Here is a 23123-nt window from a genome sequence, read left to right as displayed (position 1 = left end):
GGGATACCTCCGGCCGTAACGTTGGAGATATCACCGTCGATGACAATTCCAGGAGAACGTCTCGACGCCGTCGTTGCTGACGCGGTCGCTGGCGATCGTGACGCGCTCCGGGAAGTGCTGGAGATAATCCGCCCCGTCGTAGTCCGGTATTGCCGGGCCCGCGTCGGAACCGCGGAGCGCAGTGGTCTCTCGGCTGATGACGTCGCACAGGAGGTTTGCTTGGCCGCCATGATGGCGCTGCCGCGCTACCAGGATCAGGGACGACCGTTCCTGGCTTTTGTGTACGGCATCGCAGCGCACAAGGTCGCCGACGCGCATCGCGCGGCGGGCCGAAATCGCGCGGAACCGACCGACTCGGTGCCCGAGCGTTATGACCCTGATATGGGTCCTGAACAGCAGGCGATCAACTCCGACGCCGCGGCGCGGATGGACGCGCTGCTGCAGGTGCTGCCCGAAAAGCAACGCGAGATCGTGATCCTGCGGGTGGTGGTCGGGCTGTCCGCCGAGGAGACCGCGGTCGCGGTGGGTAGCACCGCCGGGGCGGTGCGGGTCGCGCAGCATCGCGCGCTGGCCAAGTTGAAGAACGAGATCACGGCCTCGGGGTACGACTATGCCTAGTGACTTCCGGGACTCCGCCGAACCCGAATCCCTGGCCGAGATCGCGGCCACCGACCAGCTGCTCGACGCGTTGGCCGATCAGCGCCGGGTTCGGCCCGCCGACCGGGCCGATGCCGAGCTGTTCGCGCTGCTCGAGGACTGGCGCGACGGCGTGCGCGGGCCGTCGGTGCGCCGATTCCTCACCGAGGACGAGGCCGCGGCCGCAGTGCGCGAGGGCCTGGCGGTGCAAACCGCGAAGCCGGGACCGCGGCGCGGGCTGACAATCGTGGCCTCGTTGGCCGCCGGCGTGCTGGCGATCGGCGGCTTCGGCGCCCTGGTGGGCGGGGCCCAACCCGGCGACTCGATGTACGGGCTGCGCACGGCGCTGTTCGGGGAATCGCAGGCGGTGCGCGATGATCGCGTGACCCTGGCGGCGCAGACGCAGCTCGCCGAGGTCCAGCAGCTGATCGAGCGCGGCGACTGGGAACAGGCGCAGGCCAAGCTCGAACAGGTCAGCACCGAGGTGCAGACCGTCGACGATGTCGAGAACAAGACCGACTTGATCCAGCAGTGGAATGAGCTGAGCGTCAAGGTCGGCACTCGGGACGCGAATGCGGCGCTGCCCGAAATCGTGCCGGGCGCACCCTCGGTGCCGCCACCGCCGGGCGTCACGCTGCTGGAATTGCCGGCCCTCGTGGCTCCGACGACCACCGCGCCCTCGGACGAGACCACCACCGTCCCGTCCGAAACCGCGACGACGTCGGAGTCGCCGCCGGGGGAGAGCAGTCCGGAGCCGACGACCGAGCCGAGCGCCCCGACCACAGCACCCAGCACCGAGCCGGGCGCGCAGCCGAGTGCGGAACCGACCACCACGCCCACGCCGGAGCCGACCACCGCACCGCCCGCCGCCACTACGACGCCCACGAGCGCGACCGCGACGAAGACGTCGACCACGGTGCCGCCGTCGTCGTCGCTCACCACGACCACCGCGCCGCGGGCAGCCGAGCCGGCCGACGAGGTCGAGGAGACTGAAGCGGCCGAGTCGGCGGTGACCAGTGCGCCAACCGAGACGTCGGCGTCGACTGCGGAGATCGTCACGACCACGACCACCGTCCAGGCACCGCTGATCGAAGCCGAGATCCCGGAAGAGGGTTAGCGGTACCCGTCGCTCTCGGAGGCCGCCTCGTTCAGCGACGCATCGGCGTAGCCGCGGCAGTAGTCCCAGGTGACGTACGCGTCGGGTTCCGGGTCATACGCGGGCTCGTGCGGGCGCACGGTGCCGTCGACCAGCAGCTGCAGCAGATTCGCGCGCAGCATGTCCCAGTCGTGGTAGTGGTCCTGCTGGCATTCGTCGCAGCACACCACCAGGCCACGGATTCCCTTGTGAGCCAGCAGCGATTCGTATACCGCGAGATCGGCCAGGTCGGCCTCGACTGCGGAGCGCTCCTGGGGATCCAGTGGCTGGCCGGGCTCGATGGCATCCAGCGCCGCGGACGGGTCACTGGGGTCGTCGGCGAACGGGTCTGGCGGCAATCCCGGAGGAAGATGGTCGCGCACGCCTCCACCCTACGCAGCCGTGCTGGGCTAGGCCAGCGATACCCGGCCCCGGGGCGGGCGGCGCACATCCGACGAGCCGATAGGATGGCACTCTCGCCCCGTCTGCCTTAGTGGAGGCCGCCCCGATGGCACGACCAGTATCTCGACCGGTATCCGACGCCGAACGCACGGCGGTGCCCACCGGTGGGGACGATCCGCACAAGGTCGCGATGTTGGGCCTGACGTTCGACGACGTGCTGCTGCTGCCCGCCGCCTCCGACGTGATCCCCGCGACGGCCGACACCTCGAGCCAGCTGACCCGCCGGATCCGGCTACAGGTTCCGCTGGTCAGCTCCGCGATGGACACCGTCACCGAGTCGCGGATGGCGATCGCGATGGCCCGCGCCGGCGGGATGGGGGTGTTGCACCGCAATCTGCCGCTGGCCGAACAGGCCAGCCAGGTGGAGACCGTGAAGCGCTCCGAGGCGGGCATGGTCACCGACCCGGTGACCTGCTCACCGAGCAACACGCTGGCCGAGGTCGACGCGCTGTGCGCGCGGTTCCGGATCTCCGGCCTGCCCGTCGTCGACGACGCCGGCGCCCTGGTCGGGATCATCACCAACCGCGACATGCGCTTCGAGGTCGATCTGAACAAGCCGGTCTCGGAGGTGATGACCAAACCGCCGCTGATCACCGCGCGCGAGGGTGTCACCGCCGACGCCGCCCTGGGGCTGCTGCGCCGGCACAAGATCGAGAAGCTGCCCATCGTCGACGGGCACGGCAAGCTCACCGGCCTGATCACCGTCAAGGATTTCGTCAAGACCGAACAACACCCGAACGCCACCAAGGACAGCGACGGCCGGCTACTGGTGGGTGCGGCTGTGGGTGTCGGCAGCGACTCCTGGGACCGCGCGATGGCGCTCACCGACGCCGGGGTGGACGTGTTGATCGTCGACACCGCGCACGCCCACAACCGGATGGTGCTCGAGATGGTGGGCAAGCTCAAGGCCGAGGTCGGGGACCGCGTCGAGGTGGTCGGCGGCAACGTCGCCACCCGCAGCGGCGCCGCGGCGCTCGTCGAAGCCGGCGCCGACGCCGTCAAGGTGGGGGTCGGGCCCGGCTCGATCTGCACCACCCGCGTGGTCGCGGGGGTGGGGGCGCCCCAGGTCACCGCGATTCTGGAGGCCATGGCGGTGTGCGGCCCGGCCGGCGTGCCGGTGATCGCCGACGGCGGCCTGCAGTATTCGGGCGACATCGCCAAGGCGCTGGCCGCGGGCGCGTCCGCCACCATGCTGGGTTCGCTGCTGGCGGGGACCGCCGAATCCCCCGGGGAACTGATCTTCGTCAACGGCAAGCAGTTCAAGAGCTATCGGGGGATGGGGTCGCTGGGCGCGATGCAGGGCCGCGGCGCAACCGGTGGGCTGAACAAGTCCTACTCCAAGGACCGTTACTTCCAGGACGATGTGCTCTCCGAGGACAAGCTGGTCCCGGAGGGCATCGAGGGCCGGGTGCCGTTCCGCGGCCCGTTGTCGACGGTGATCCATCAGCTCACCGGCGGACTGCGGGCGGCGATGGGCTACACCGGCGCGTCCACCATCGAACAGCTGCAGCAAGCGCAGTTCGTGCGGATCACTCCGGCGGGACTCAAGGAAAGCCACCCGCACGACGTCACGATGACCGTCGAAGCACCGAACTACTACGCGCGTTAACAAAGGGGACTGGTTCAGTGCGTGACTTGGTCGAAATCGGCATGGGCCGCAGTGCGCGGCGCACCTACGAGCTCGCCGACATCAACATCGTGCCGTCCCGGCGCACCCGGTCGAGCCAGGACGTGTCGACGGCCTGGCAGCTGGACGCCTACCGGTTCGAGATCCCGGTGCTCAGCCATCCCACCGACGCGCTGGTGTCGGTCGACTTCGCCATCGAGCTGGGCCGCCTCGGCGGTCTCGGCGTCCTCAACGGCGAGGGCCTGATCGGCCGGCACGCCGACGTCGAGGCCAAGGTCGCCCAGGTGGTCGAGGCCGCCGCCAAGGAGCCCGAGCCGTCGGCGGCCGTGCGCCTGCTGCAGCAACTGCATGCCGCGCCGCTGGACCTCGACCTGCTGGGCGCGGCGGTGGCCCGGGTACGCGAGGCCGGCGTGACCACCGCGGTCCGGGTCAGCCCCCAGAACGCGCAGGCGCTGACCCCGACGCTGGTCGCCGCCGGGATCGACCTGCTGGTCATCCAGGGCACGATCATCTCGGCCGAACGCGTATCGTCCAACGGCGAGCCGCTGAACCTGAAGACCTTCATCTCGGAGCTGGACGTGCCCGTCGTCGCCGGCGGCGTGCAGGACCATCGCACCGCACTGCATCTGATGCGCACCGGCGCGGCCGGGGTCATCGTCGGCTACGGATCGACCTCGGGCGCGACCACCAGCGACGAGGTGCTCGGCATCAGCGTGCCGATGGCCACCGCGATCGCCGACGCCGCCGCGGCGCGCCGCGAGTATCTCGACGAAACCGGCGGCCGCTACGTGCATGTGCTCGCCGACGGCGACATCCACACCTCCGGCGAGCTGGCCAAGGCGATCGCGTGCGGCGCGGACGCCGTGGTGCTCGGCACGCCGCTGGCGCAGTCCGCCGAGGCCCTGGGCGACGGCTGGTTCTGGCCCTCGGCCGCCGCGCACCCGTCGTTGCCGCGCGGTGCGCTGCTGCAGATCGCGATGGGTGAGCGGCCGTCGCTGGATCAGGTGCTCAGCGGCCCCTCCGATGATCCGTTCGGCTCGTTGAACCTGGTCGGCGGCCTGCGTCGGTCGATGGCCAAGGCCGGCTACTGCGATCTCAAGGAATTCCAGAAGGTGGGCTTGACGGTCGGGTCCTGACTGCCGCGAGCAGACGCGTACTTCCCCATTGCGGGGCTGATTTAGGCAAGTTTGCGTCTGCTCGCCGATGAGAGATGGTGGGCGAGCCGGTCGGTGAACCTATCTGGCTCGACCCGGACGTCGTCCACCACGATGGGGATCATCGTCCAGCCCATTTCCTGAATACCGGCGAATCTCTTTTTATCTCTGAGCATTTCGCTGCGTCCGGCATGCCAGTCCACGCTTTCGTACTCGGCGCACACCCTGGCTTCGGGCCAAGCGAAATCGACACGCCACACTTCACCGCGTCCACGGATCTCGTACTGCAGTTCCGGTTGCGGCAAGCCATTTTCGAGCATCACCAGGCGAGCCTCACTCTCCATGGGTGATTCCGCCCGACCATCGGCAAGAAGCAGAAGTTCTCGCACTGCGACTATTCCGCGTCTGCCGTGCTGCTCTCGCACGGCGCGGTCCAGTTCGCCAAGGCTGCACGCCGCAGAGTGCAATGCCGCATCAAGCGTCGCCAAGGCCCGAGGTCTGGACAACTGACGGGCCACTTCGACGGCAGTCCAGGCGGGACTCGTTGCCAGCCGTCCCGCGACCCGGCGCAGCGGCGCGCCGGTGCGCTGATGGACCATCAGCCCGACGGTGGGTCGCACCCGGACTCCCGGATCCAGGATGTGGATGGCCGAGGGATTTTCGGTGTCGAACCCGTGCAACTGCGCTGCGGTGCCGAGGCAGGCGACCGCCTCGCGACCAAGGAAGAGGTCGAGTGCGCGCAGTCGCCCGAGGCTGTCGGGATTCTCGATGCCGTACACACCCCGCCACACCCGCACCAGCTGCCCCTGTCGGATCTGCCTGTCGAGTTGTTTACGGGATATCACGGTCAACAGTTGCGCGGTGGTGGCGAAGCCGCCGGCCGCATCGATGAGGGCTTGGCCGGCGGCTGCTTTCATAGCGGGATCGTGCGGTTTGGGTGCTTGAACTGCTATTCAGCCCGTCTGCGGCCTGTGCATAACTCCCGGTACCACTCGCGAGCAGACGCGTACTTCCCCCTTTTGTGCCTCAAAGAGGCAAGTTCGCGTCTGCTCCCGAGGTGGGTAGTGGCAAGTTACCGACGAGTACGGCCATACTGATGGCCATGGAACCGGATTACGACGTTCTCATCATCGGGTCGGGGTTCGGGGGCAGCGTCTCGGCGCTACGCCTCACCGAGAAGGGGTACCGGGTCGGAGTGCTCGAGGCCGGTCGGCGCTTCGCCGACACCGACTTCGCCAAGACTTCCTGGAACCTGCGTAAGTTCCTGTGGGCACCGCGGCTGGGCTGCTACGGCATCCAGCGCATTCATCTGCTGCGCAATGTGATGATCCTGGCCGGCGCGGGCGTCGGGGGTGGCTCGCTCAACTACGCCAACACCCTCTACGTGCCGCCGGAGCCGTTCTTCGTCGACAAGCAGTGGGCGCACATCACCGACTGGCGTGCCGAGCTCATGCCGCACTACGAGCAGGCCAAGCGGATGTTGGGGGTCGTCACAAACCCGACGTTCACCGACGCCGACCGGATCATGAAGGAGGTCGCCGACGAGATGGGGGTCGGTGAGACCTTCGTCCCGACGCCGGTCGGGGTGTTCTTCGGCCCGGATAACGCCAAGGCCCCCGGCGAGCGCGTGCCGGATCCCTATTTCGGCGGCGCCGGCCCGGAGCGCACCGGCTGCATCGAATGCGGGGCGTGCATGACCGGCTGCCGGTACGGCGCCAAGAACACGCTGGTCAAGAACTATCTAGGACTCGCTGAATCGGCTGGGGCGCAGGTGTTTCCGATGACGACGGTGGCCGGGTTCGCGCACCGCGCCGACGGGCTCTGGGAAGTGCGTACCGCCGGGACCGGACGTTGGTTGCGACGACGGCGCCGGACGTTCACCGCGACGCACGTCATCCTCGCGGCCGGCACCTACGGCACCCAGAAGCTGCTGTTCAAGATGCGCGACACGGGCAGACTGCCCCAGCTGTCGAACCAACTGGGGGTGTTGACCCGGACCAACTCGGAATCCATCGTGGGGGCGGGCCGCCTCCAGGTCGGCGACGACCTCGATCTGACCCACGGCGTAGCGATCACGTCGTCGATCCACCCGACCCCGGACACCCACATCGAACCGGTGCGCTACGGCAAGGGTTCCAACGCGATGGGTCTGTTGCAGACGCTGATGACCGACGGTCCCGGACCGGCGGGCACCGACGTGCCGCGCTGGAAGCAGCTGTTCAGCAACGCCGCCCAGGATCCGCGCGGCACGCTGCGGCTGCTCAACGTGCGACGGTGGAGCGAACGCACGTTGATCGCGTTGGTGATGCAGCACCTGGACAACTCGATCACGACGTTCACCAAGCGGGGCCCCCTCGGCATCCGGCGTTACTCGAGCAAGCAGGGCCACGGCGAGCCCAACCCGACCTGGATTCCGGCCGGCAACGAGGTCACCCGGCGGGTCGCCGCCAAGATCGACGGCGTCGCCGGCGGCACCTGGGGCGAGCTGTTCAACATCCCGCTGACGGCCCACTTCCTCGGTGGTGCCGCCATCGGCGACAGCCCCGAGCACGGCGTGATCGACCCGTATCAGCGGGTCTACGGGTACCCGACGCTGTCGGTGATGGATGGCGCGGCGATCTCGGCCAACCTCGGCGTCAACCCGTCGCTGTCGATCACCGCGCAGGCCGAACGCGCCGCGGCGTTGTGGCCCAACAAGGGCGAACACGATCTGCGCCCGGCGCAGGGCCAGCCCTACCGCAAGCTGGACCCGATCGCACCCGCGCATCCGGTGGTCCCCGCCGAAGCGCCGGGCGGCTTGCGCCGGCTGCCCATCGAGCCGGTGAGCTCGGCGGGCTGACGGCCATCGGACGAGGACCGGCCTGGTCGCCACTACACTGAGCCAGTGCAGTCGTCAGCCTCGCCCCGTCCCGTTCTCGTGGTGGACTTCGGTGCGCAGTACGCCCAGTTGATCGCCCGGCGGGTCCGCGAGGCCCGGGTGTTCTCCGAGGTCGTGCCGCACACCGTCACCATTGACGAGATCAAGGCCAAGGATCCGCGGGCCATCGTGCTCTCGGGCGGGCCGTCCAGCGTCTATGCCGAGGGTGCGCCGCAGCTCGATCCGGCCGTTTTCGACCTCGGCGTGCCGGTCTTCGGGATCTGCTACGGCTTTCAGGCCATGGCGCAGGCCCTCGGCGGCACCGTCGAGCGCACCGGGACCAGCGAGTACGGCCGGACCGAACTCAAAGTGGGTGGCGGCGAGCTGCATTCTGGGCTGCCCGAGATTCAACCGGTGTGGATGAGCCACGGCGACGCGGTCACCGCCGCCCCGGCGGGCTTCACGGTGGTGGCCAGCAGTGCCGGCGCTCCGGTCGCGGCATTCGAGGATCGAACGCGGCGCCTGGCCGGGGTGCAGTACCACCCCGAGGTACTGCACACGCCGCACGGCCAGCAGGTGCTCAGCCGGTTTCTGCACGATTTCGCCGGTATCGACGCGACCTGGACGGCGGCCAACATCGCCGATGCGCTGATCGAGCAGGTGCGCGAGCAGATCGGTGACGGCCACGCGATCTGTGGGCTGTCCGGCGGGGTGGACTCCGCGGTGGCCGCGGCCTTGGTGCAGCGCGCCATCGGGGACCGGCTCACCTGTGTCTTCGTCGATCACGGTCTGTTGCGGGCCGGTGAACGCACCCAGGTACAGCGCGATTTCGTCGCGGCCACCGGTGCGCGATTGGTCACCGTCGACGCCGAAAGCCGGTTCCTGGAGGCGCTTTCGGGAGTGACCAACCCCGAGGGCAAGCGCAAGATCATCGGCCGCGAGTTCATCCGCGCCTTCGAGCGCGCGGTCCGCGATGCCGTCCAGGACGACCCGGTCGACGAGACCGAGTTCCTGGTGCAGGGCACGCTGTATCCCGACGTGGTGGAGTCCGGCGGCGGCACCGGAGCGGCCAACATCAAGAGCCACCACAACGTCGGCGGTCTGCCCGACGACCTGAAGTTCAAGCTCGTCGAGCCGTTGCGGCTGCTGTTCAAGGATGAGGTGCGCGCCGTCGGCCGGGAACTGGGTTTGCCCGAGGAAATCGTTGCGCGCCAACCGTTCCCGGGGCCCGGCTTGGCCATCAGGATCATCGGTGAGGTGACCGCCGAGCGGCTCGACATGCTGCGCCGCGCGGATTCCATTGCCCGCGAAGAACTCACGGCCGCCGGTCAGGATCACCACATTTGGCAATGCCCGGTGGTGCTGCTGGCCGATGTGCGCTCGGTGGGGGTGCAGGGCGACGGCCGCACCTACGGGCATCCGGTGGTGCTGCGCCCGGTCTCCAGCGAGGACGCCATGACCGCGGACTGGACGCGGGTGCCCTACGAGGTGCTGGAGCGCATCTCGACCCGGATCACCAACGAGGTCCCCGAGGTCAACCGCGTGGTGCTGGATGTGACCAGCAAGCCGCCGGGCACCATCGAGTGGGAGTAGCCGACCCCGGTCTTTTCGCCTTGATGCGAGGTACCCGCGCCCGCTGAATCGCGGGCACTTTCGTCACCTGAGTCACGTACGTCCCTGCCGTCTCGCGCGCTTGACGCTGTCGGTGCCCGGGTGTTTACTGCCTATATCGAACATATTTTCGAACAAGGCGAAGCTGGGATGAGCTGGAAGGTGGGCGATGACGACGGCACTTTCCCTGGATGGGCGCTCTCAAAACCGCTCTGAACAGGTAGAACAGCTGCGTCGCCAGATGGCGGCGGTCTCCGGGAAGGTGGGTCGCTCCCGGCGCGCCGATGTCGGCGCCGAGGGCCCCGCGCCGGCCTCGGAATCTTTGCTGCCGGTGCCGAAATCACTGTCGGACCTGCTGCCCCGGGGGTTGCCGCGCGGCGTCGTGGGAGTGCTGACGGGGGCGCGTTCGCTACCGCTGAACATGGTCGCCGCGGTGACCGCGGGAGGGGGATATGCGGCCATCGTCGGTGACCCGCGGGCGAGCCTGCTGGCCGCCGTCGAGATGGGCGCGGACCTGAGCAGGTTGGCGATGATCCCCGAACCCGGCGCCGACCCGCTCGAAGTGGCCACGGTGCTGATGGACGGGATGGATCTGGTGGTGCTCGATCTGACCGGATGCTCGGTGGCGCCCACGCGGGCCCGGTCGATGACGGCACGGGCCCGGCACAAGGGCTGCACCCTGCTGGTGACCGGGGCCGACTGGCCGGGCGCCCAGGTGCGGTTGGACGCCCGGGTTCGCGGCTATGAGTTGACGGGCGGATGCGGTTCCGGTCGGGTGGGCGAGGTCCGGCTGTCGTTGCGCGCCCGCGGCCGGTGCGCGCGGGCGGGTTGACATGACCGCACGGGTGTTGGCGCTGTGGTGCATGGACTGGCCCGCGGTGGCCGCGGCGCTGGCCGGGGGCCTGCCGGAGACGGCCCCGGTGGCCGTGACGCTGGCCAACCGGGTCGTGGCCTGTTCCTCGTCGGCTCGCGCGGTCGGGGTCCGGCGGGGCCTGCGCCGGCGCGAATCGCAAGCGCGCTGCCCCCAATTGCATGTGGTGGCCGCGGATCCGGGCCGGGACGCCCGACTCTTCGAATCGGTGATCGTGGCGGTCGATGACCTGGTGCCGCGCGCCGAGGTGCTGCGTCCCGGACTGCTGGTGCTGCCGGTGCGCGGAGCCGCGCGCTATTTCGGATCCGAGCAGCAGGCCGGCGAGCGGCTGGTCGATGCGGTGGCCGCGGCGGGGGCCGAATGCCAGATCGGTATCGCCGATCAGTTACCCACCGCCGTGTTCGCCGCCCGTGCGGGACGCATCATCGCCCCGGGTACTGATGCCCGGTTCCTGTCCGGCTTGTCGATCCGGCAACTGGCAGCCGAGCCCGGTCTGTCCGCTCCGGGACGCGATGATCTGTCGGATTTGTTGTGGCGGATGGGAATTCGCAGCTTCGGTCAGTTCGCCGAACTGCCCCGCACCGATGTGGCATCCCGGTTCGGGGCGGATGCGGTGGTGGCTCATCGAATGGTGCGCGCCGAGCCGATGCGCGCGCCGTCGGGCCGTGAACTGCCGCCCGAACGCGACGCCGTGCTCGATTGTGATCCGCCCATCGACCGGGTCGACGCCGCGGCCTTTGCCGGTCGGACGCTGGCCAGCGAACTGCACCGGAACCTGGAGGCGGCCGGGGTGGGCTGCACCCGGCTGGCGATCCAGGCGGTGACCAGCAACGGCGAGGAGTTGAACCGGGTGTGGCGGTGTGCCGAACCGCTGACCGAGGACGCCACCGCCGACCGCATCCGCTGGCAGCTGGACGGCTGGCTGAACCGGCGCAACACCGCGGACCGCCCCACCGGGCCGATCACGGTGCTGCGGCTGCACCCGGTGGAGCTGGTGTCCGCCGGTGCGCTGCAGCTGCCGCTGTGGGGTGGGGTCGGCGACGAGGATCGCCTCCGCGCGCGTCGTGCGCTGGTTCGGGTGCAGGGCCTGCTCGGCCCCGATGCCGTGCAGCTGCCGGTGCTCAGCGGCGGGCGCGGACCCGCCGAACGCATCACGTTGGCCCCGCTGGGTGATGAACTGGTGCCGCGAACGGACCCGGACCGGCCATGGCCGGGACGACTGCCGGAACCGGCGCCCGCGGTGCTGCTCGACGATCCGGTGGATCTGCTTGATGCCCAAGGCAATCCGGTTCGGGTGACCGCTCGGGGAATGTTCTCTGCCGAACCGGCCCGATTGGCGGCCAGCCATCGCGGTCACAGCGGTCCGCTGCGTTGGTGGACGGGTCCTTGGCCCGTGGATGAACGCTGGTGGGATCAGGAAGCGCCCGGCCGGACTGCGCGCGCCCAGGTGCTTCTCGAGGACGCCTCGACGACTGAACTCGGCCCGGCGCTGCTGTTGTGCTACCGCCGTCGGCGCTGGTACGTGGAGGGTGCCTATGAGTAGCGGCTAGGACAATCGCTGCAGAAACGGGCCGACACGGGCGATGAACCGGTCGAAGAACACTTCGGCCAACGGGCGGCCGGTGTGCGCTGCGCCATCGACGACGATGGCGGCATTCGGCGGGCGACCCCAGTGTCCGGCCACATCGGCCACCGTCATACCGCGGGTCAGCGTTCCGTACAACTCCACATCGATGGTGGCGGCCCGGGCGGTCACCAGCCCGGGGTCCAGCGCGATCGCCGCGGCAAACGGATCGTGCAGATGCGCCAGATACCCCTCGTCCTGCTGCGCGTGGAATTCGAAATAGAACCGCATCGCGTCCTCGAGCACCCGGATCAGCGGATTGGCGGCCGCAGAACGAGTTCCGGGAGCATCGTCGGGCCTCATCGTGCGGGTTGGGGCGCCCGCGGCGTCGCCCAACCGCGCCAGGATCTGCGGGGTCAACACGATGCTTTCGGTGATGTTGAGCCCGCATACCAGCGGGAGCTCACCGGCGTGTCCCTCGGGACGGTCGAAGGCGGCGAACACCTCGGCGGCGGCCTCCGGGTCGACGAGCATGTTCCACTCCGCGACCGGGGTGGTGTTGCCCCGGTAGTCGAACGAGCCGCCCATGATCACCAGTCGGCGCAGCAACCGGGGTAGCTCCGGTTCGGCCCGCAACGCCAGGGCCAGGTTGGTCAGCGGGCCGGTGGCCAGGCCGATCAGTTCGCCCGGATGCGCATGCGCCGCGCGGATCCAGGCCTGCGCCGCGTCGTGGGTGCTGGGTTGGGTTCTCGGAGCGGGCAGTTCGGCGTAGCCGAGACCGGCGGGGCCGTGGGTGTCCTCGGCGGTGCGCAGCGGGATGCTCAACGGCACGGCGGCGCCCAGCGACACCGGGACATCGGGCCTGCCGCAGAGTTCAAGCAGTGCCAGGTTGTTCTCGCAAACCTGTTGCGCCGAAACGTTTCCGGCCGTCGAGGCGATGCCGACCAGCTCCGCTTCCGGGCTGGCCAACAGGTAGACCAGAGCCATGGCGTCGTCGACGCCGGTATCCAGATCGGCGAAGACCGCGGGCATGCGCCCATGCTATCGCCGCGGTTTACCAGTGCACGCCCGGGAACCGGCGGACCGTGCGCTTGAGGCTGCGCGGCACCCTCAGCCTGCGCGCCGCGCGGGCGGGTCGACTCGGCTTCCGGGGACGCCGGGGTGCGGCGGGCGCTGCCGGGGCCTCGCCCCGGGCGGCGGCCGAGTCCGGATACCCCAGGTACACCTGATGCAGGATCCGACGGGCCAGCTTCGGCGTGAGGTAGCGGCCCGCGTCCGACAGCGTGCCCAGCGGGGTGTCGATCCGCACCGGCTTGTCGACCAACCCGCGCACCACCATGGCCGCGGCGTGCTCGGCGCTGATCGCGGGAATCGGGTTGAGCCGCTTGGACGGAACGATCATCGGCGTACGGACCAGCGGCATGTGGATGGTGGTGAACGTGACGTGATCGGACAGCGTCTCGGCGGCCACCACCTCGGCGAACGCGTCCAGCGCGGCCTTGGTCGGCACATACGCCGAGTATCTCGGTGACGACGCCTGCACCCCGGCGCTGGAGACGTTGACGACGTGACCGAACCGGCGTTCGCGCCAGTGCGGCAGCAGCGCGAGGACCATCCGCACCGCGCCGAAGTAGTTGACGGCCATCACCCGCTCGTAGTCGTGCAGGCGATCGGTGGACGCCTCGACGGAGCGCCGGATGGAGCGCCCGGCGTTGTTCACCAGATAGTCGACGTGACCGAACCGGCCGAGGATGTCCTTCACGGTGGCCTCGACCGAGTCCGAGTCGGTGACATCGCAGGTGAACGCGTGTGCCTGTCCGCCGGCGGCACGGATCTCGTCGACCAGGTCGTCGAGCGCCTCGCCGTTGCGGGCCAACACGAACACCGTGGCCCCGCGCCCGGCGACCGCGAGCGCCGAGGCGCGCCCGATCCCGCTGGAGGCACCGGTGATGATGACGTGCCGCCCGGCCAGCGGGGAGCCGGGATCGGTGCGCCGGGCCCGGTCGGGGTCGAGGTGCTCGGCCCAGTAGCGCCACAGCGCCGGCGCGTAGTCGGCGAAGTCAGGAACAGCGATCCCAGTGTCCTGCAGGGCGTTTCGGGTGTTGTCGGAGGTGAATGTCGTCGGCAGGTCGACGACATCGAGGACCCGGGGCGGGATTCCCAGCTGGGTGATAGCGATGTTGCGCCAAGCCTTGAGTGGTCCGCGCGCGTCGAGAACCGGGCCGGCCAGCGCCCGCGGCAGGCTGGCCCGCAGCGGGGGCAGTCCAGCGGCCGGAGCCAGGGCGCGGTAGATGCCGCGCAGCCCGATCGTCTTCGGCGCGACCAGGTGGAACGTCTGGCCATCGCGGCCCTCGGCGGGCAGCAACGCCACCAGTGCGTCGGCAACGAAATCGACCGGAACGATGTTGGTGCGGGCCGTATTCGGCAGCGCGATCGGGGTGAACCGCGGCAGTGCCGCCAGCTTGGCCAGGAGGCCGAAAAAGTAGTACGGGCCGTCGATCTTGTCCATCTCACCGGTCACCGAATCGCCGACCACGACCGCCGGCCGATACACCCGGTAGCGCAAACCTGCCGTCGTCCGCACCAACTGCTCGGCCTCGAACTTGGTCTGGTGATACGGCGTCGGCAGGTCCTGGCCCAGGTCGAAGTCGGCCTCGGCGTACTGCCCGGCGTACGTGCCGGCCACCGCGATGGAGGAGACGTGATGCAGGGTCGCATCGAGGCGCTGGGCCAGGGCGATCACCTCGCGGGCGCCGTCGACGTTGGCAGCGCGTTGCCGGGCGTCGTCGGCGGCGATGTCATAGACCGCCCCGCAGTGCACGACGTGTTCGACGGCGGCGAGTTCGGCCTCGGTGTCGCTGGTCAGGCCCAGGTTGGCGGCCGTGAGGTCACCGATCAAGGGGCGGGCCCGATCGCCCCACTCGGCGGCGAGGCGTTCGAATCGGCTCAGCGACTCCCGTCGCACCAGCACCCAGACCTCGGCCTGTGGGTAAGCCCGCAGGATTCGGGTGACCACCCGGCGGCCAATGAACCCGGTACCGCCGGTAACGACATAGTTCATGGGGAGCATCGTGGCGCGCCCGGACCCCTCGTGTCAACCAATCTTGACAAGATTGGGGATGGCGAAGGTGCGCAAACCACGGGAATTTGACGGCGTGTCGGCCGGGGACACGCCCGCTCGCGCTAAAGGGTGAGGCCGTCCCAGCTCACCAGGCGCCACCCGGTGATCGGGTTGCCCTCGAGGACCACGATCGCGGTGTTGGGCAGCGGGCGGGTCTGCAGCAGGCTTTCCCGGGAGTTCACCGTGTTCAACAGGGTCCACAGCATGATCGACCCGGCGTGCGCGACCGCCACCGGATTCTTGTCCCCGCTGGCGTAGATCTCCTGCACCGCGCCGGTGAACCGGTCGTTGAACTCCTTGCCGCTGACCGAGCCGGGAACGGCCGCGTCCATATTCCCCTCGAGCCATTGCACCGGCGCCAGGAAATACGTCGTCGCGATCTGGTCCTCGGGCTTGCCCTCGAACCAGCCCGCCTCGATCTCGCGCAGCCCCGGCAACACCTCGACCTGCTCGCCGAGGTCGGCGGCCAGTGGTGCGGCGGTCTGCGCGGTGCGCACCATGTTCGATGCGTAGATTCCGTCGAAGTCCTTGCCGCGCAACTCATCCGCGAGGTCTTCGGCCTGCTGCTTGCCCTCGGGTGTGAGACCCGGGCCGGGCACCGAGGTGTCGATGACGCCCGATATGTTGCCCTCGGACTCGGCGTGCCGGACCAGGGTCAGCGTGATCGACGGCGGGGGCGGTGGACCCGAGCTGCACGCACCCACCACCGTGACCGCGAACAGCGCGGCCAGTGCTTTTCCCCCGAGCAGCCCGGCGTGTGGCATCTAGAGTCGCCTTCCCACGAAGCCCTCCTGGGTCACCGTACAGACCAACGTGCCGTCACGGTTGTAGATTGCGCCAGTACCCAGACCGACGCCGCCGGTGACGGTGCCGCTCCGCTGTTCATAGAGCAGCCAGTCGGTGAAGTCGACCGGCCGATGCCACCACATCGCGTGATCCAGCGACGCCATGTGTTCCAGGTCTTGCCAGGTCTTGCCGATGGCGATCTGAACCGCGTCAAGGATGGCCCAGTCGCTGATGTAGGCCAGTAGACAGGTGGCCAGCAGCGGGTCGTCGACCAACTCGGCCGGCGGCTGTTCGGAAAGCCGCAGCCAGGTCCGGCACTGGGCCACCGCGGGCGGCGGCGCATCGACGGCGAGGCGGGGCGGGGGATCGACGTAGCGCATCTCGGCGATGCGAAAGCGCACCATTTCCAGGTACTCATCGTCGGCCGGCAGGTGGGTCCGCAGCTGTTCGTCGAGGGGGACCAGCGCTTCGGGTTCGGGCACCGCGGGCATCGGTTGCTGGTACTCGTCGCCGTCGATGTCGATGATGAACGACACCTGCGCCTCCATCACCACGGTGCCGTCCTGGCTGGCGGTCACCCGCCGGGTGGAGAACGTCCGGCCCTCGCGCAGCGACACCACGTCGTAGCGCACCGGGATCTCGGTGTTGCCGGGGCGCAGAAACGACAGGTGCATGCTGTGCGGCCGACGCGCGGTGGTGCGGGCCGCGGCCGCGATCGCCTGTGCTGCGACCTGACCGCCGTAGACGCGCACCCGCTTGCGGTCATCGTCGGGCTGCGCGCCCAGAAAGGCGTCATCTCCGAGGTCCTCGACCCGGCACAGGTCCAACACGTTCTTCAGTTGCTGCGGCACGACCTCTATGTAGCCATGCCCGGTCGCGGCCGGGGCAGCCGGGTCGGCCTAACGACAGACGTCGGGCGCGACCAGCAGCACCGGCCACATCGCGGTGGTGTGGCCGAACGCCAGCAGGTTGGCCCCGGCGGGCAGCTGGGTCTCGAGCCGGGCCTGGTAGCGGTCCACGGCTTCGGCGTTGAAGAAGGTGAACACGACACCGGCCAGCAGATAGGGAATGGCCAGCCACAGCGCCAATTCGATCAATTGCTCGACACTGACCCGGAAATTGAGCACCCGACGAAGCTCGTCCAGCATGGTCTCCCTTCCCACTGTCGGCAGCATCGCACACCGTCGATATCCGGACGGCAATTTCGGCGAACTGCCGATATCGACGGCGCCACGTTGTCAGGATTCGCTCATGAAACTGGTCGTCGGATACCTGGCCACCCCGGGCGGGGCGGACGCGCTGGCGCTGGGCGGCCGGCTCGCCCGCAGCTTGGTCGCCCAACTCGAGATCTGCCTCATCCTCCCGCCGGCCAAACTGCCCGCCCTGGGCGGCGCGCCCGCGAGCTACGAGAAGCTCGTCGCAGAGAGCACCGACGCGTGGATCGCCGACGCGCTTGCCGAGGTGCCGATGGGGATCATTGCCCACGGCCACCGCAACTTCGCGGACTCGTTCGCCGAGGGACTGATCAACGAAGTCGTCCGCCTCGAGGCGGATCTCCTGGTGGTCGGCGGGTCGGGCGGCGGCATCGCGGGCAACCGCTCGCTGGGCTCGGTGGTCAACGAATTGCTCTACTCCGCACCCGTGCCGGTCGCCGTCGCGCCGCGCGGTTTGCGCGAATCCCGGGTCGACCGGATCCGCGGGGTCACCTGCGCGATCGGCGAACGCGCCGGTGCCGACCTCCTGCTCGACTACGCGGTGCGCCTGAGCGCGGCGGCCGACGTGCCGTTACGGTTGGTGTCGCTGGTGGCGCTCGACCCGGTGTTCGGGATGCTGCGTGGCGACGACGACGCCGCTCGCGAACATGCGGTCCGGCACGCGTTGCGGACCCTCGACATGGCCAAAGCAGAGCTGCCCAAGGGCTTTCCGGTGACCTCGAGCGTGTTGCAGGGAGCCTCGGTCGAGGCCGCGGTCGCGCAGCTCACCTGGCACGACGGCGACGTCATCATGGTGGGCTCCAGTCGGCTCAGCGCCCCGCGCCGACTGTTCCTCGGTTCCACCGCAGCCAAGATGCTGCGCGTGCTCGACGTTCCGATGATCGTCATCCCCCGCGACCAACTCAGTGACGAGGACCTGCCATGACCGATCCGTTGAAGGCCGCAGAGGAGCGCACCGGCCTGGTCGCCAAGGGATTGGCCGAGGGCAAGGTCGGCACGCTCGCCGGCGCGGTCCTGGGCATCTCGTGCGTGGCTCCTGGGTACACCCTGACCGCCAGCATCGGGCTGATCGTCGCGGCCGTCGGACTCAAGATGCCGGCCATCTTCATCGCCGGCTTCATCCCGATGTTCCTGACCGCCTACGCATACCGCGAACTGAACTCCCGGGCACCGGACTGTGGGGCCTCGTTCACCTGGTCCACCAAGGCATTTGGCCCCTACGTGGGCTGGATGTGCGGCTGGGGCATGGTGATCGCCACCATCATCGTGCTGTCGAACCTGGCCGCGATCGCCGTGGAGTTCCTGTACCTGTTCATCGCGCAGTTGTTCAACCAACCCGGCATCGCCGAGTTGGCCGACAACAAGCTGATCAACATCCTCACCACGGTGGCCCTGCTGGCGTTGGCCACCCTGATCGCCAGCCGGGGGATCACCACCAGCGAGCGCGTGCAGTACGTGCTGGTCGGATTTCAGATGGTGGTGCTGATCGCGTTCGCGGTCATCGCGATCAGCCATGTCAACCTCGGTGACGCACCGGCGGGCCTGGCCTTCGACCTGGATTGGTTCAACCCGTTCTCCGGTTTGGCGTTGGGCGCGTTCGTCATCGGCGTCACGGGCTCGATCTTCGCGTTCTGGGGGTGGGACACCTGCCTGACGCTGGGCGAGGAATCCAAGGATCCCACCAAGACGCCCGGGCGGGCGGGCCTGTTGTGTGTGATCTCGATCCTGTTGACCTACCTGCTGGTCGCGGTCGCGGTGATGATGTACGCCGGCGTCGGGGAGACCGGCATGGGACTGGGCAACCAGGACAACGCCGACAACGTCTTCGGGGTGCTGGCCGCGCCGGTGCTCGGGCCCTGGGGCGGGCTGTTGTTGTTCGCCGCGGTGTTCGCCTCCTCGGTGGCCAGCCTGCAGACCACGTTCCTGCCGGTGGCCCGGGCGATGCTGGCGATGGGCGCCTACGGCGCGTTCCCGGCGAAGTTCGCCGAGGTGCACCCGCGACACCTGGCGCCGGTCTTCGCCACCGTGGTGGCCGGGGTGGTCACCGCCGTCTTCTACACCGCGGTCAGCGTGCTGTCCGAATCCACGTTGCTGGACACCATCGCGGCGCTGGGCATCATGATCTGCTGGTACTACGGGATCACCGCATTCGCCTGCATCTGGTACTTCCGCCGCGAATTATTCACCAGCGCACGCAATTTCGTGTTCAAGCTGCTGTTCCCGCTGCTGGGTGGGCTGATGCTGGCCGCGGTCTTCATCATCTCGATCAAAGAGAGCATGGACCCGGAGAACGGCAGCGGGGCGGCCTTCGCCGGGATTGGTCTGGTGTTCTTCATGGGCTTCGGCATCCTCGGTTTCGGTGTGGTGCTGATGCTGGTGATGCGCATGCGCAGCCCGGCGTTCTTCGAGGGCCGCACCCTGGCGCGCGGCACCCCGGCACCTCAGGAACCACTCGAGGTGTGACCGCGGCCGATCGCTAGCGCCGGAACTTCAGGATGTCGCTCAGCGCGCGGCGGGGGGTGGGGGCCGGCGGATGCTCGAGTGCCGGTGCCCGGCCCACCCGGATCAGCGCCTGCGGGCAGCGCGGCTTGCCCAGGAGCGAGCCGATGGCCGCCCGCCCGGACTCCGTTTCGGTCAGATGTGTCACGGTGCAGGTCGCCAACCCCACCGCGGTGCATTCCAGCAGCACCGTCGACAGCGCCTCGCCGGCCAGCAACGCATCCTTGCGGCTGTCATCGGGCGTGGTCAGCACCAGGATCTTGGCCTGATCCGCTCCGGTGGCCACCCGGCGCTCATGGTGGCCGTCGACGGGAAAAGCGCGGTTGATGTCGACCCGGTCGGCTTCGGCCACCGAGTTCAGTGCGCTGCGCGGAATTCCCTCGTCGAGTTCGAACGGTGCTGTCCACCAATCGAGTTCGGACATGTATTCCGGGTCGTGGCGGCGCAGCGCCTCGTTCAACCGGGATGCCTCGGCGAGTTCTGGTCGCAGCGCGTCGTCGATCACATCGAGATGCACGACGTCGGAGTCGACCAACTCATGCAGCACCGGCGCGAGGATGTCCCAATCGGCGGGCGCCTCGAACGGCAGCCGGTCGGTGCGGCGCCGCAGAATGGCGTTGGCCCGCGCCCGGGTCGCGTCGGTGACGAATTCGCTGCGTTGGAAGTCGACCGAGGCGAGATGGCCGAGGTTGTTCGGGTTGGGAAACCGGTCCACGAACGACTGCCACCCCGCGGCGGCCATCGCGATCCGCAGGTGATCCAGTTGCGCCCCGCAACTGATCAGGGCCTCGCGGCCGGAGCTGTCGGCCGAGCGCAGGATCCGGCTGCGGTCGCCGAACAGCTGCAGCTCGGGACCGTCGGCCACCCACGTCCAGGGTTGACTGTTGTGCAGCGACGGCGCCCGCGCGGCCACCGTCACGGCCTGCTTGATCACCTCGGCGTCGAGGATTGCCCGGGACATGATCTACCACCCTTCCCATTCGCTGGCGTCCATCATCGCCCGAGCCGACGTGGTGCAACAGGGTCATTGGTCACCCCGGGCGGGGCCGACGTAACTAGCCAACCCAGCGGCGGATGGGCAGTATCGAGGTATGCCCCGGGATTTCGATGCGCACGCCGACGGTCAGCCCTACGCCCAGGTGCGCGAAACACACACCGGTGTGGTGATTCTGGTGGGCGAGCGTGCCTACAAGGCCAAGCGGCCCGTGGTCACCGACTTTCTGGACTTCAGCACGCGCGACGCGCGCGAGCATGCCCTGACCCGCGAACTGGAACTCAACAATCGGCTGGCGCCGCAGGCCTACCTTGGTATTGCGCAACTGGACGGGCCCGGCCCCGACGACCGCGAACCGGTGCTGGTGATGAACCGCTATCCCGATGCGGTCCGACTGAGCACGCGGGTGGCCGCCGACCTCGAGACGGTGCGCGCGGAGGTCGAACGGGTCGCGGTGGTGCTGGCCGACTTCCACCGCAGCGCTCGCCGCGGCCGGGAGATCGACGCGCAGGCCCGGGTGCTGGCCATCAAGGGCCGGTGGGACGACAATCTCGCCGAACTCGAGAAGTTCACCGGCGCGGTGGCCTCCGCGGCGGCGGTCCGCCAGATCAAGGAGTTGGCGCACCGATACATCCGCGGCCGGGCGGTGCTGTTCGCCGACCGGATCTCGCTGCGCCGCATCGTCGACGGGCACGGCGATCTGCTCGCCGACGACATCTTCTGCGTCGACGGGTATCCGAATCTGCTTGACTGCATGGACTTCGACGACCGGTTGCGCTATGTCGACGGCCTCGACGATGCGGCCTTCCTGGCGATGGACCTGGAGTTCCTGGGCCGGCCCGACCTCGCCGAGGCGTACCTGGACCGCTACTGCGGGTGTGCCGCCGACGAGGCCCCGCAGTCGCTGCGCCACTTCTACATCGCCTACCGGGCCGGGGTGCGGGCCAAGGTGGACTGCATCCGGCATGCGCAGGGCCACCCCGAGGCCGCCGCCGACGCCGCGCGCCACCTCGACCTCGCCCTGGCGCATCTGCGGGCCGCGGTTCCGCGCCTGACCCTCGTCGGCGGCGGGCCCGGCACGGGCAAGACCACGTTGGCCCGAGCGCTGGCCGAACGCGTCGGCGCGCGGGTGATCTCGACCGACGATGTCCGCCGGGACCTCGAGCGCGACGACGTCATCGCCGGTGCGCCCGGTGAACTCGATGCCGGTCTGTACGCCCCGGAGAACGTGGCCATGGTGTACAAGGTGGTGCTGCGGCGCGCGCACAGCGTGCTGGCGGCGGGCGAGTCGGTGATTCTCGACGCCACCTGGCGTGACCCGGCGCAGCGCGAACACGCGCGCGAGTTGGCGGACAACGCCCACGCCGTGCTGCTGGAGATGGAGTGCAGCGCCGCGCTGGCCGAGGCGCAGAACCGGATCGCCCAGCGCCGCAACAGCACCTCGGACGCCACCCCCGAGATCGCGCGCGGAATCGAGGAACGGGCCGTCGGCGACGCCTGGGCCGGCGCCCATCGCATTGCCACGGACCGCCCGCCGGCCGAGTCGGTGGCACAGGCCGAGGAAATCTGGCGGCAAGCGCCCTGATCGCGGGTCCGAGGACCCGGGGCCGAGGACTTGGTGCCCTTACCTGTGGTCCCCGCGGCGGCTAACGTCGGTGGCAACGCCGGTCGACGGGACCTGCAGGTGGAAGGGAAAGACATGTCCGCGCCCACGACTCATCGAGGCATTCTGGTCGGTGTCGACGGATCGCCGTCGGCAAACGTGGCGGTCGACTGGGCCGCGCGGGAGGCGGCCTCCCGCCGGGTGCCGCTCACGCTCGTGTATGTGCTCAGCCCGCCGGTGATGATGATGTGGCCCGAGGTGGCGATGCCGCCGAGCTACTCCCAGTGGCAGGAGGAACAGGGCCGCGAAATCCTGAGCGCGGCAACCGCTCTGGCTCAGGAGGCCGCCAAGGACGCCGGCGGCCTCGAGGTCCGCACCGAGATGCCGACGGGTCCGTCGCAGTCGGTGCTGATCGAACTGTCCGCCCAGGCCGACCTGGTGGTGGTGGGCAGTCGCGGCCGCGGGGCGCTGGCCCGTGGGCTGCTCGGTTCGGTCAGCTCCAATGTGGTGCGGCACGCGCACTGTCCGGTGGCGGTCATCCACGACGAGGATCCGTTGATGGAGCACCCGTCGCAGGCGCCGGTCGTCGTCGGGATCGACGGCTCGCCGGCCTCGGAACTGGCCACCGCGATCGCTTTCGATGCCGCGTCGCGCCGGGGCGTCGACCTGGTGGCGTTCCACGCGGTCAGCGACGCCGATGTGATCGAGATCCCCGGCGTGGATTACGAGACGCTGGAGGAACGCGCCCACGTCATTCTCAGCGAGCGGTTGGCCGGCTGGCAGGAACGCTATCCCGATGTCACCGTCCGCCGGGTGGTGGAGTGGGGCCGGCCCGCCAAGGCGCTGCTCAAGCAGTCCGAATCCGCCCAACTGCTGGTGGTCGGCAGCCACGGCCGGGGTGGCTTCACCGGGATGCTGCTGGGCTCGGTGGCCAACTCGATCGCCCAGGCGGCGCGCATGCCGGTGATCGTGGCCCGCAAGCCCTGACC

The 23123-nt window shown here is 69.2% G+C and carries 20 protein-coding genes; 12 read left to right on the top strand and 8 right to left on the bottom strand.

The features are described from left to right. The first annotated feature begins 39 nt into the window (after positions 1 to 39). Positions 40 to 618, top strand: coding sequence for a sigma-70 family RNA polymerase sigma factor (locus RCP80_RS18465; RefSeq protein ID WP_308479056.1), 579 nt, complete (start codon positions 40 to 42; stop codon positions 616 to 618). After that, entirely contained in the window at positions 611 to 1753 is a 1143-nt protein-coding gene (locus tag RCP80_RS18460; protein WP_308479055.1) for an anti-sigma-D factor RsdA, read from the top strand. The genes RCP80_RS18465 and RCP80_RS18460 overlap by 8 nt, the downstream gene beginning before the upstream one ends. Here the strand turns inward: RCP80_RS18460 and RCP80_RS18455 are convergent. Further along, positions 1750 to 2154 (bottom strand): DUF5319 domain-containing protein, encoded by a 405-nt coding sequence (locus RCP80_RS18455; RefSeq protein WP_308479054.1) that lies wholly within the window; start codon positions 2152 to 2154, stop codon positions 1750 to 1752. The two genes, RCP80_RS18460 and RCP80_RS18455, sit on opposite strands and share 4 nt — an antisense overlap. A 125-nt stretch (positions 2155 to 2279) precedes the next feature. Between RCP80_RS18455 and guaB the strand changes: the two genes are divergently transcribed. Further along, positions 2280 to 3842 (top strand): IMP dehydrogenase, encoded by a 1563-nt coding sequence (gene guaB / locus RCP80_RS18450; RefSeq protein ID WP_308479053.1) that lies wholly within the window; start codon positions 2280 to 2282, stop codon positions 3840 to 3842. A gap of 26 nt (positions 3843 to 3868) precedes the next feature. Beyond that, positions 3869 to 4996, top strand: a complete 1128-nt coding sequence (locus RCP80_RS18445; protein WP_308482918.1) for a GuaB3 family IMP dehydrogenase-related protein — start codon at positions 3869 to 3871, stop codon at positions 4994 to 4996. 41 nt (positions 4997 to 5037) lie between these two features. Here the strand turns inward: RCP80_RS18445 and RCP80_RS18440 are convergent, their stop codons facing one another. Beyond that, positions 5038 to 5931 (bottom strand): type IV toxin-antitoxin system AbiEi family antitoxin domain-containing protein, encoded by an 894-nt coding sequence (locus RCP80_RS18440; protein ID WP_308479052.1) that lies wholly within the window; start codon positions 5929 to 5931, stop codon positions 5038 to 5040. A 185-nt stretch (positions 5932 to 6116) separates the two neighbouring features. On the opposite strand from RCP80_RS18440, the gene RCP80_RS18435 reads away from it, so the two are divergent. The 4 genes from RCP80_RS18435 (at position 6117) to RCP80_RS18420 (ending at position 11896) form a co-directional block, all read left to right on the top strand. After that, the gene (locus RCP80_RS18435) at positions 6117 to 7853 is read left to right on the top strand and encodes an FAD-dependent oxidoreductase (protein WP_308479051.1); all 1737 of its coding nucleotides are present in this window, start codon (positions 6117 to 6119) and stop codon (positions 7851 to 7853) included. Between the two features lie 45 nt (positions 7854 to 7898). Further along, positions 7899 to 9464 carry a glutamine-hydrolyzing GMP synthase gene (guaA, locus tag RCP80_RS18430; RefSeq protein ID WP_308479050.1) on the top strand — a complete coding sequence of 522 codons (1566 nt, stop codon included), beginning with the start codon at positions 7899 to 7901 and terminating at the stop codon, positions 9462 to 9464. A gap of 187 nt (positions 9465 to 9651) precedes the next feature. Continuing rightward, positions 9652 to 10314: a DnaE2-dependent mutagenesis accessory factor ImuA' gene (locus tag RCP80_RS18425; protein ID WP_308479049.1), complete on the top strand. Its 663-nt coding sequence runs from the start codon at positions 9652 to 9654 to the stop codon at positions 10312 to 10314. Between the two features lies 1 nt (position 10315). Beyond that, positions 10316 to 11896: a DNA polymerase Y family protein gene (locus tag RCP80_RS18420; protein ID WP_308479048.1), complete on the top strand. Its 1581-nt coding sequence runs from the start codon at positions 10316 to 10318 to the stop codon at positions 11894 to 11896. A gap of 3 nt (positions 11897 to 11899) precedes the next feature. Here the strand turns inward: RCP80_RS18420 and RCP80_RS18415 are convergent, their stop codons facing one another. From RCP80_RS18415 to RCP80_RS18395, 5 genes are all read right to left on the bottom strand, one after another. Next, positions 11900 to 12949 (bottom strand): nucleoside hydrolase, encoded by a 1050-nt coding sequence (locus RCP80_RS18415; protein WP_308479047.1) that lies wholly within the window; start codon positions 12947 to 12949, stop codon positions 11900 to 11902. Positions 12950 to 12971: 22 nt separating this feature from the next. Further along, positions 12972 to 14978, bottom strand: coding sequence for an SDR family oxidoreductase (locus RCP80_RS18410; protein WP_308479046.1), 2007 nt, complete (start codon positions 14976 to 14978; stop codon positions 12972 to 12974). A 122-nt stretch (positions 14979 to 15100) separates the two neighbouring features. After that, complete coding sequence (locus tag RCP80_RS18405) at positions 15101 to 15802, bottom strand: histidine phosphatase family protein (RefSeq protein WP_308479045.1); 702 nt, start codon at positions 15800 to 15802, stop codon at positions 15101 to 15103. Beyond that, positions 15803 to 16675, bottom strand: a complete 873-nt coding sequence (locus RCP80_RS18400) for an acyl-CoA thioesterase (protein ID WP_308479044.1) — start codon at positions 16673 to 16675, stop codon at positions 15803 to 15805. Between the two features lie 48 nt (positions 16676 to 16723). Continuing rightward, positions 16724 to 16999, bottom strand: a complete 276-nt coding sequence (locus RCP80_RS18395) for a hypothetical protein (protein WP_308479043.1) — start codon at positions 16997 to 16999, stop codon at positions 16724 to 16726. A 76-nt stretch (positions 17000 to 17075) separates the two neighbouring features. On the opposite strand from RCP80_RS18395, the gene RCP80_RS18390 reads away from it, so the two are divergent. Together RCP80_RS18390 and RCP80_RS18385 are read left to right on the top strand one after the other, a co-directional pair. Continuing rightward, complete coding sequence (locus RCP80_RS18390) at positions 17076 to 17963, top strand: universal stress protein (protein ID WP_308479042.1); 888 nt, start codon at positions 17076 to 17078, stop codon at positions 17961 to 17963. Then, positions 17960 to 19501, top strand: coding sequence for an APC family permease (locus RCP80_RS18385; protein WP_308479041.1), 1542 nt, complete (start codon positions 17960 to 17962; stop codon positions 19499 to 19501). Before RCP80_RS18390 ends, RCP80_RS18385 begins: the two co-directional genes overlap by 4 nt. A gap of 13 nt (positions 19502 to 19514) precedes the next feature. Here the strand turns inward: RCP80_RS18385 and RCP80_RS18380 are convergent, their stop codons facing one another. Next, the gene (locus RCP80_RS18380; RefSeq protein WP_373693544.1) at positions 19515 to 20501 is read right to left on the bottom strand and encodes an Acg family FMN-binding oxidoreductase; all 987 of its coding nucleotides are present in this window, start codon (positions 20499 to 20501) and stop codon (positions 19515 to 19517) included. A 127-nt stretch (positions 20502 to 20628) separates the two neighbouring features. Between RCP80_RS18380 and RCP80_RS18375 the strand changes: the two genes are divergently transcribed. Together RCP80_RS18375 and RCP80_RS18370 are read left to right on the top strand one after the other, a co-directional pair. After that, the gene (locus tag RCP80_RS18375) at positions 20629 to 22116 is read left to right on the top strand and encodes a bifunctional aminoglycoside phosphotransferase/ATP-binding protein (RefSeq protein WP_308479039.1); all 1488 of its coding nucleotides are present in this window, start codon (positions 20629 to 20631) and stop codon (positions 22114 to 22116) included. 114 nt (positions 22117 to 22230) lie between these two features. Then, entirely contained in the window at positions 22231 to 23121 is an 891-nt protein-coding gene (locus RCP80_RS18370; RefSeq protein ID WP_308479038.1) for a universal stress protein, read from the top strand. The last annotated feature ends 2 nt before the right edge of the window (positions 23122 to 23123 follow it).

Source organism: Mycolicibacterium sp. MU0053, assembly GCF_963378095.1.
Lineage (GTDB): Bacteria > Actinomycetota > Actinomycetes > Mycobacteriales > Mycobacteriaceae > Mycobacterium > Mycobacterium burgundiense.
Note: the sequence above shows the minus strand (reverse complement) of the source record. Positions and strands in the feature narration are given on the sequence as shown.

Coding starts and splice junctions, on each gene's coding strand:
- RCP80_RS18420 (WP_308479048.1), top strand. CDS start 10,316: ATGACCGCACGGGTGTTGGCGCTGTGGTGCATGGACTGGCCCGCGGTG.
- RCP80_RS18465 (WP_308479056.1), top strand. CDS start 40: ATGACAATTCCAGGAGAACGTCTCGACGCCGTCGTTGCTGACGCGGTC.
- RCP80_RS18440 (WP_308479052.1), bottom strand. CDS start 5,931: ATGAAAGCAGCCGCCGGCCAAGCCCTCATCGATGCGGCCGGCGGCTTC.
- RCP80_RS18460 (WP_308479055.1), top strand. CDS start 611: ATGCCTAGTGACTTCCGGGACTCCGCCGAACCCGAATCCCTGGCCGAG.
- RCP80_RS18375 (WP_308479039.1), top strand. CDS start 20,629: ATGCCCCGGGATTTCGATGCGCACGCCGACGGTCAGCCCTACGCCCAG.
- guaB (WP_308479053.1), top strand. CDS start 2,280: ATGGCACGACCAGTATCTCGACCGGTATCCGACGCCGAACGCACGGCG.
- RCP80_RS18370 (WP_308479038.1), top strand. CDS start 22,231: ATGTCCGCGCCCACGACTCATCGAGGCATTCTGGTCGGTGTCGACGGA.
- RCP80_RS18395 (WP_308479043.1), bottom strand. CDS start 16,999: ATGCTGCCGACAGTGGGAAGGGAGACCATGCTGGACGAGCTTCGTCGG.
- RCP80_RS18390 (WP_308479042.1), top strand. CDS start 17,076: ATGAAACTGGTCGTCGGATACCTGGCCACCCCGGGCGGGGCGGACGCG.
- RCP80_RS18425 (WP_308479049.1), top strand. CDS start 9,652: ATGACGACGGCACTTTCCCTGGATGGGCGCTCTCAAAACCGCTCTGAA.
- RCP80_RS18385 (WP_308479041.1), top strand. CDS start 17,960: ATGACCGATCCGTTGAAGGCCGCAGAGGAGCGCACCGGCCTGGTCGCC.
- RCP80_RS18435 (WP_308479051.1), top strand. CDS start 6,117: ATGGAACCGGATTACGACGTTCTCATCATCGGGTCGGGGTTCGGGGGC.
- RCP80_RS18415 (WP_308479047.1), bottom strand. CDS start 12,949: ATGCCCGCGGTCTTCGCCGATCTGGATACCGGCGTCGACGACGCCATG.
- RCP80_RS18410 (WP_308479046.1), bottom strand. CDS start 14,978: ATGAACTATGTCGTTACCGGCGGTACCGGGTTCATTGGCCGCCGGGTG.
- RCP80_RS18405 (WP_308479045.1), bottom strand. CDS start 15,802: ATGCCACACGCCGGGCTGCTCGGGGGAAAAGCACTGGCCGCGCTGTTC.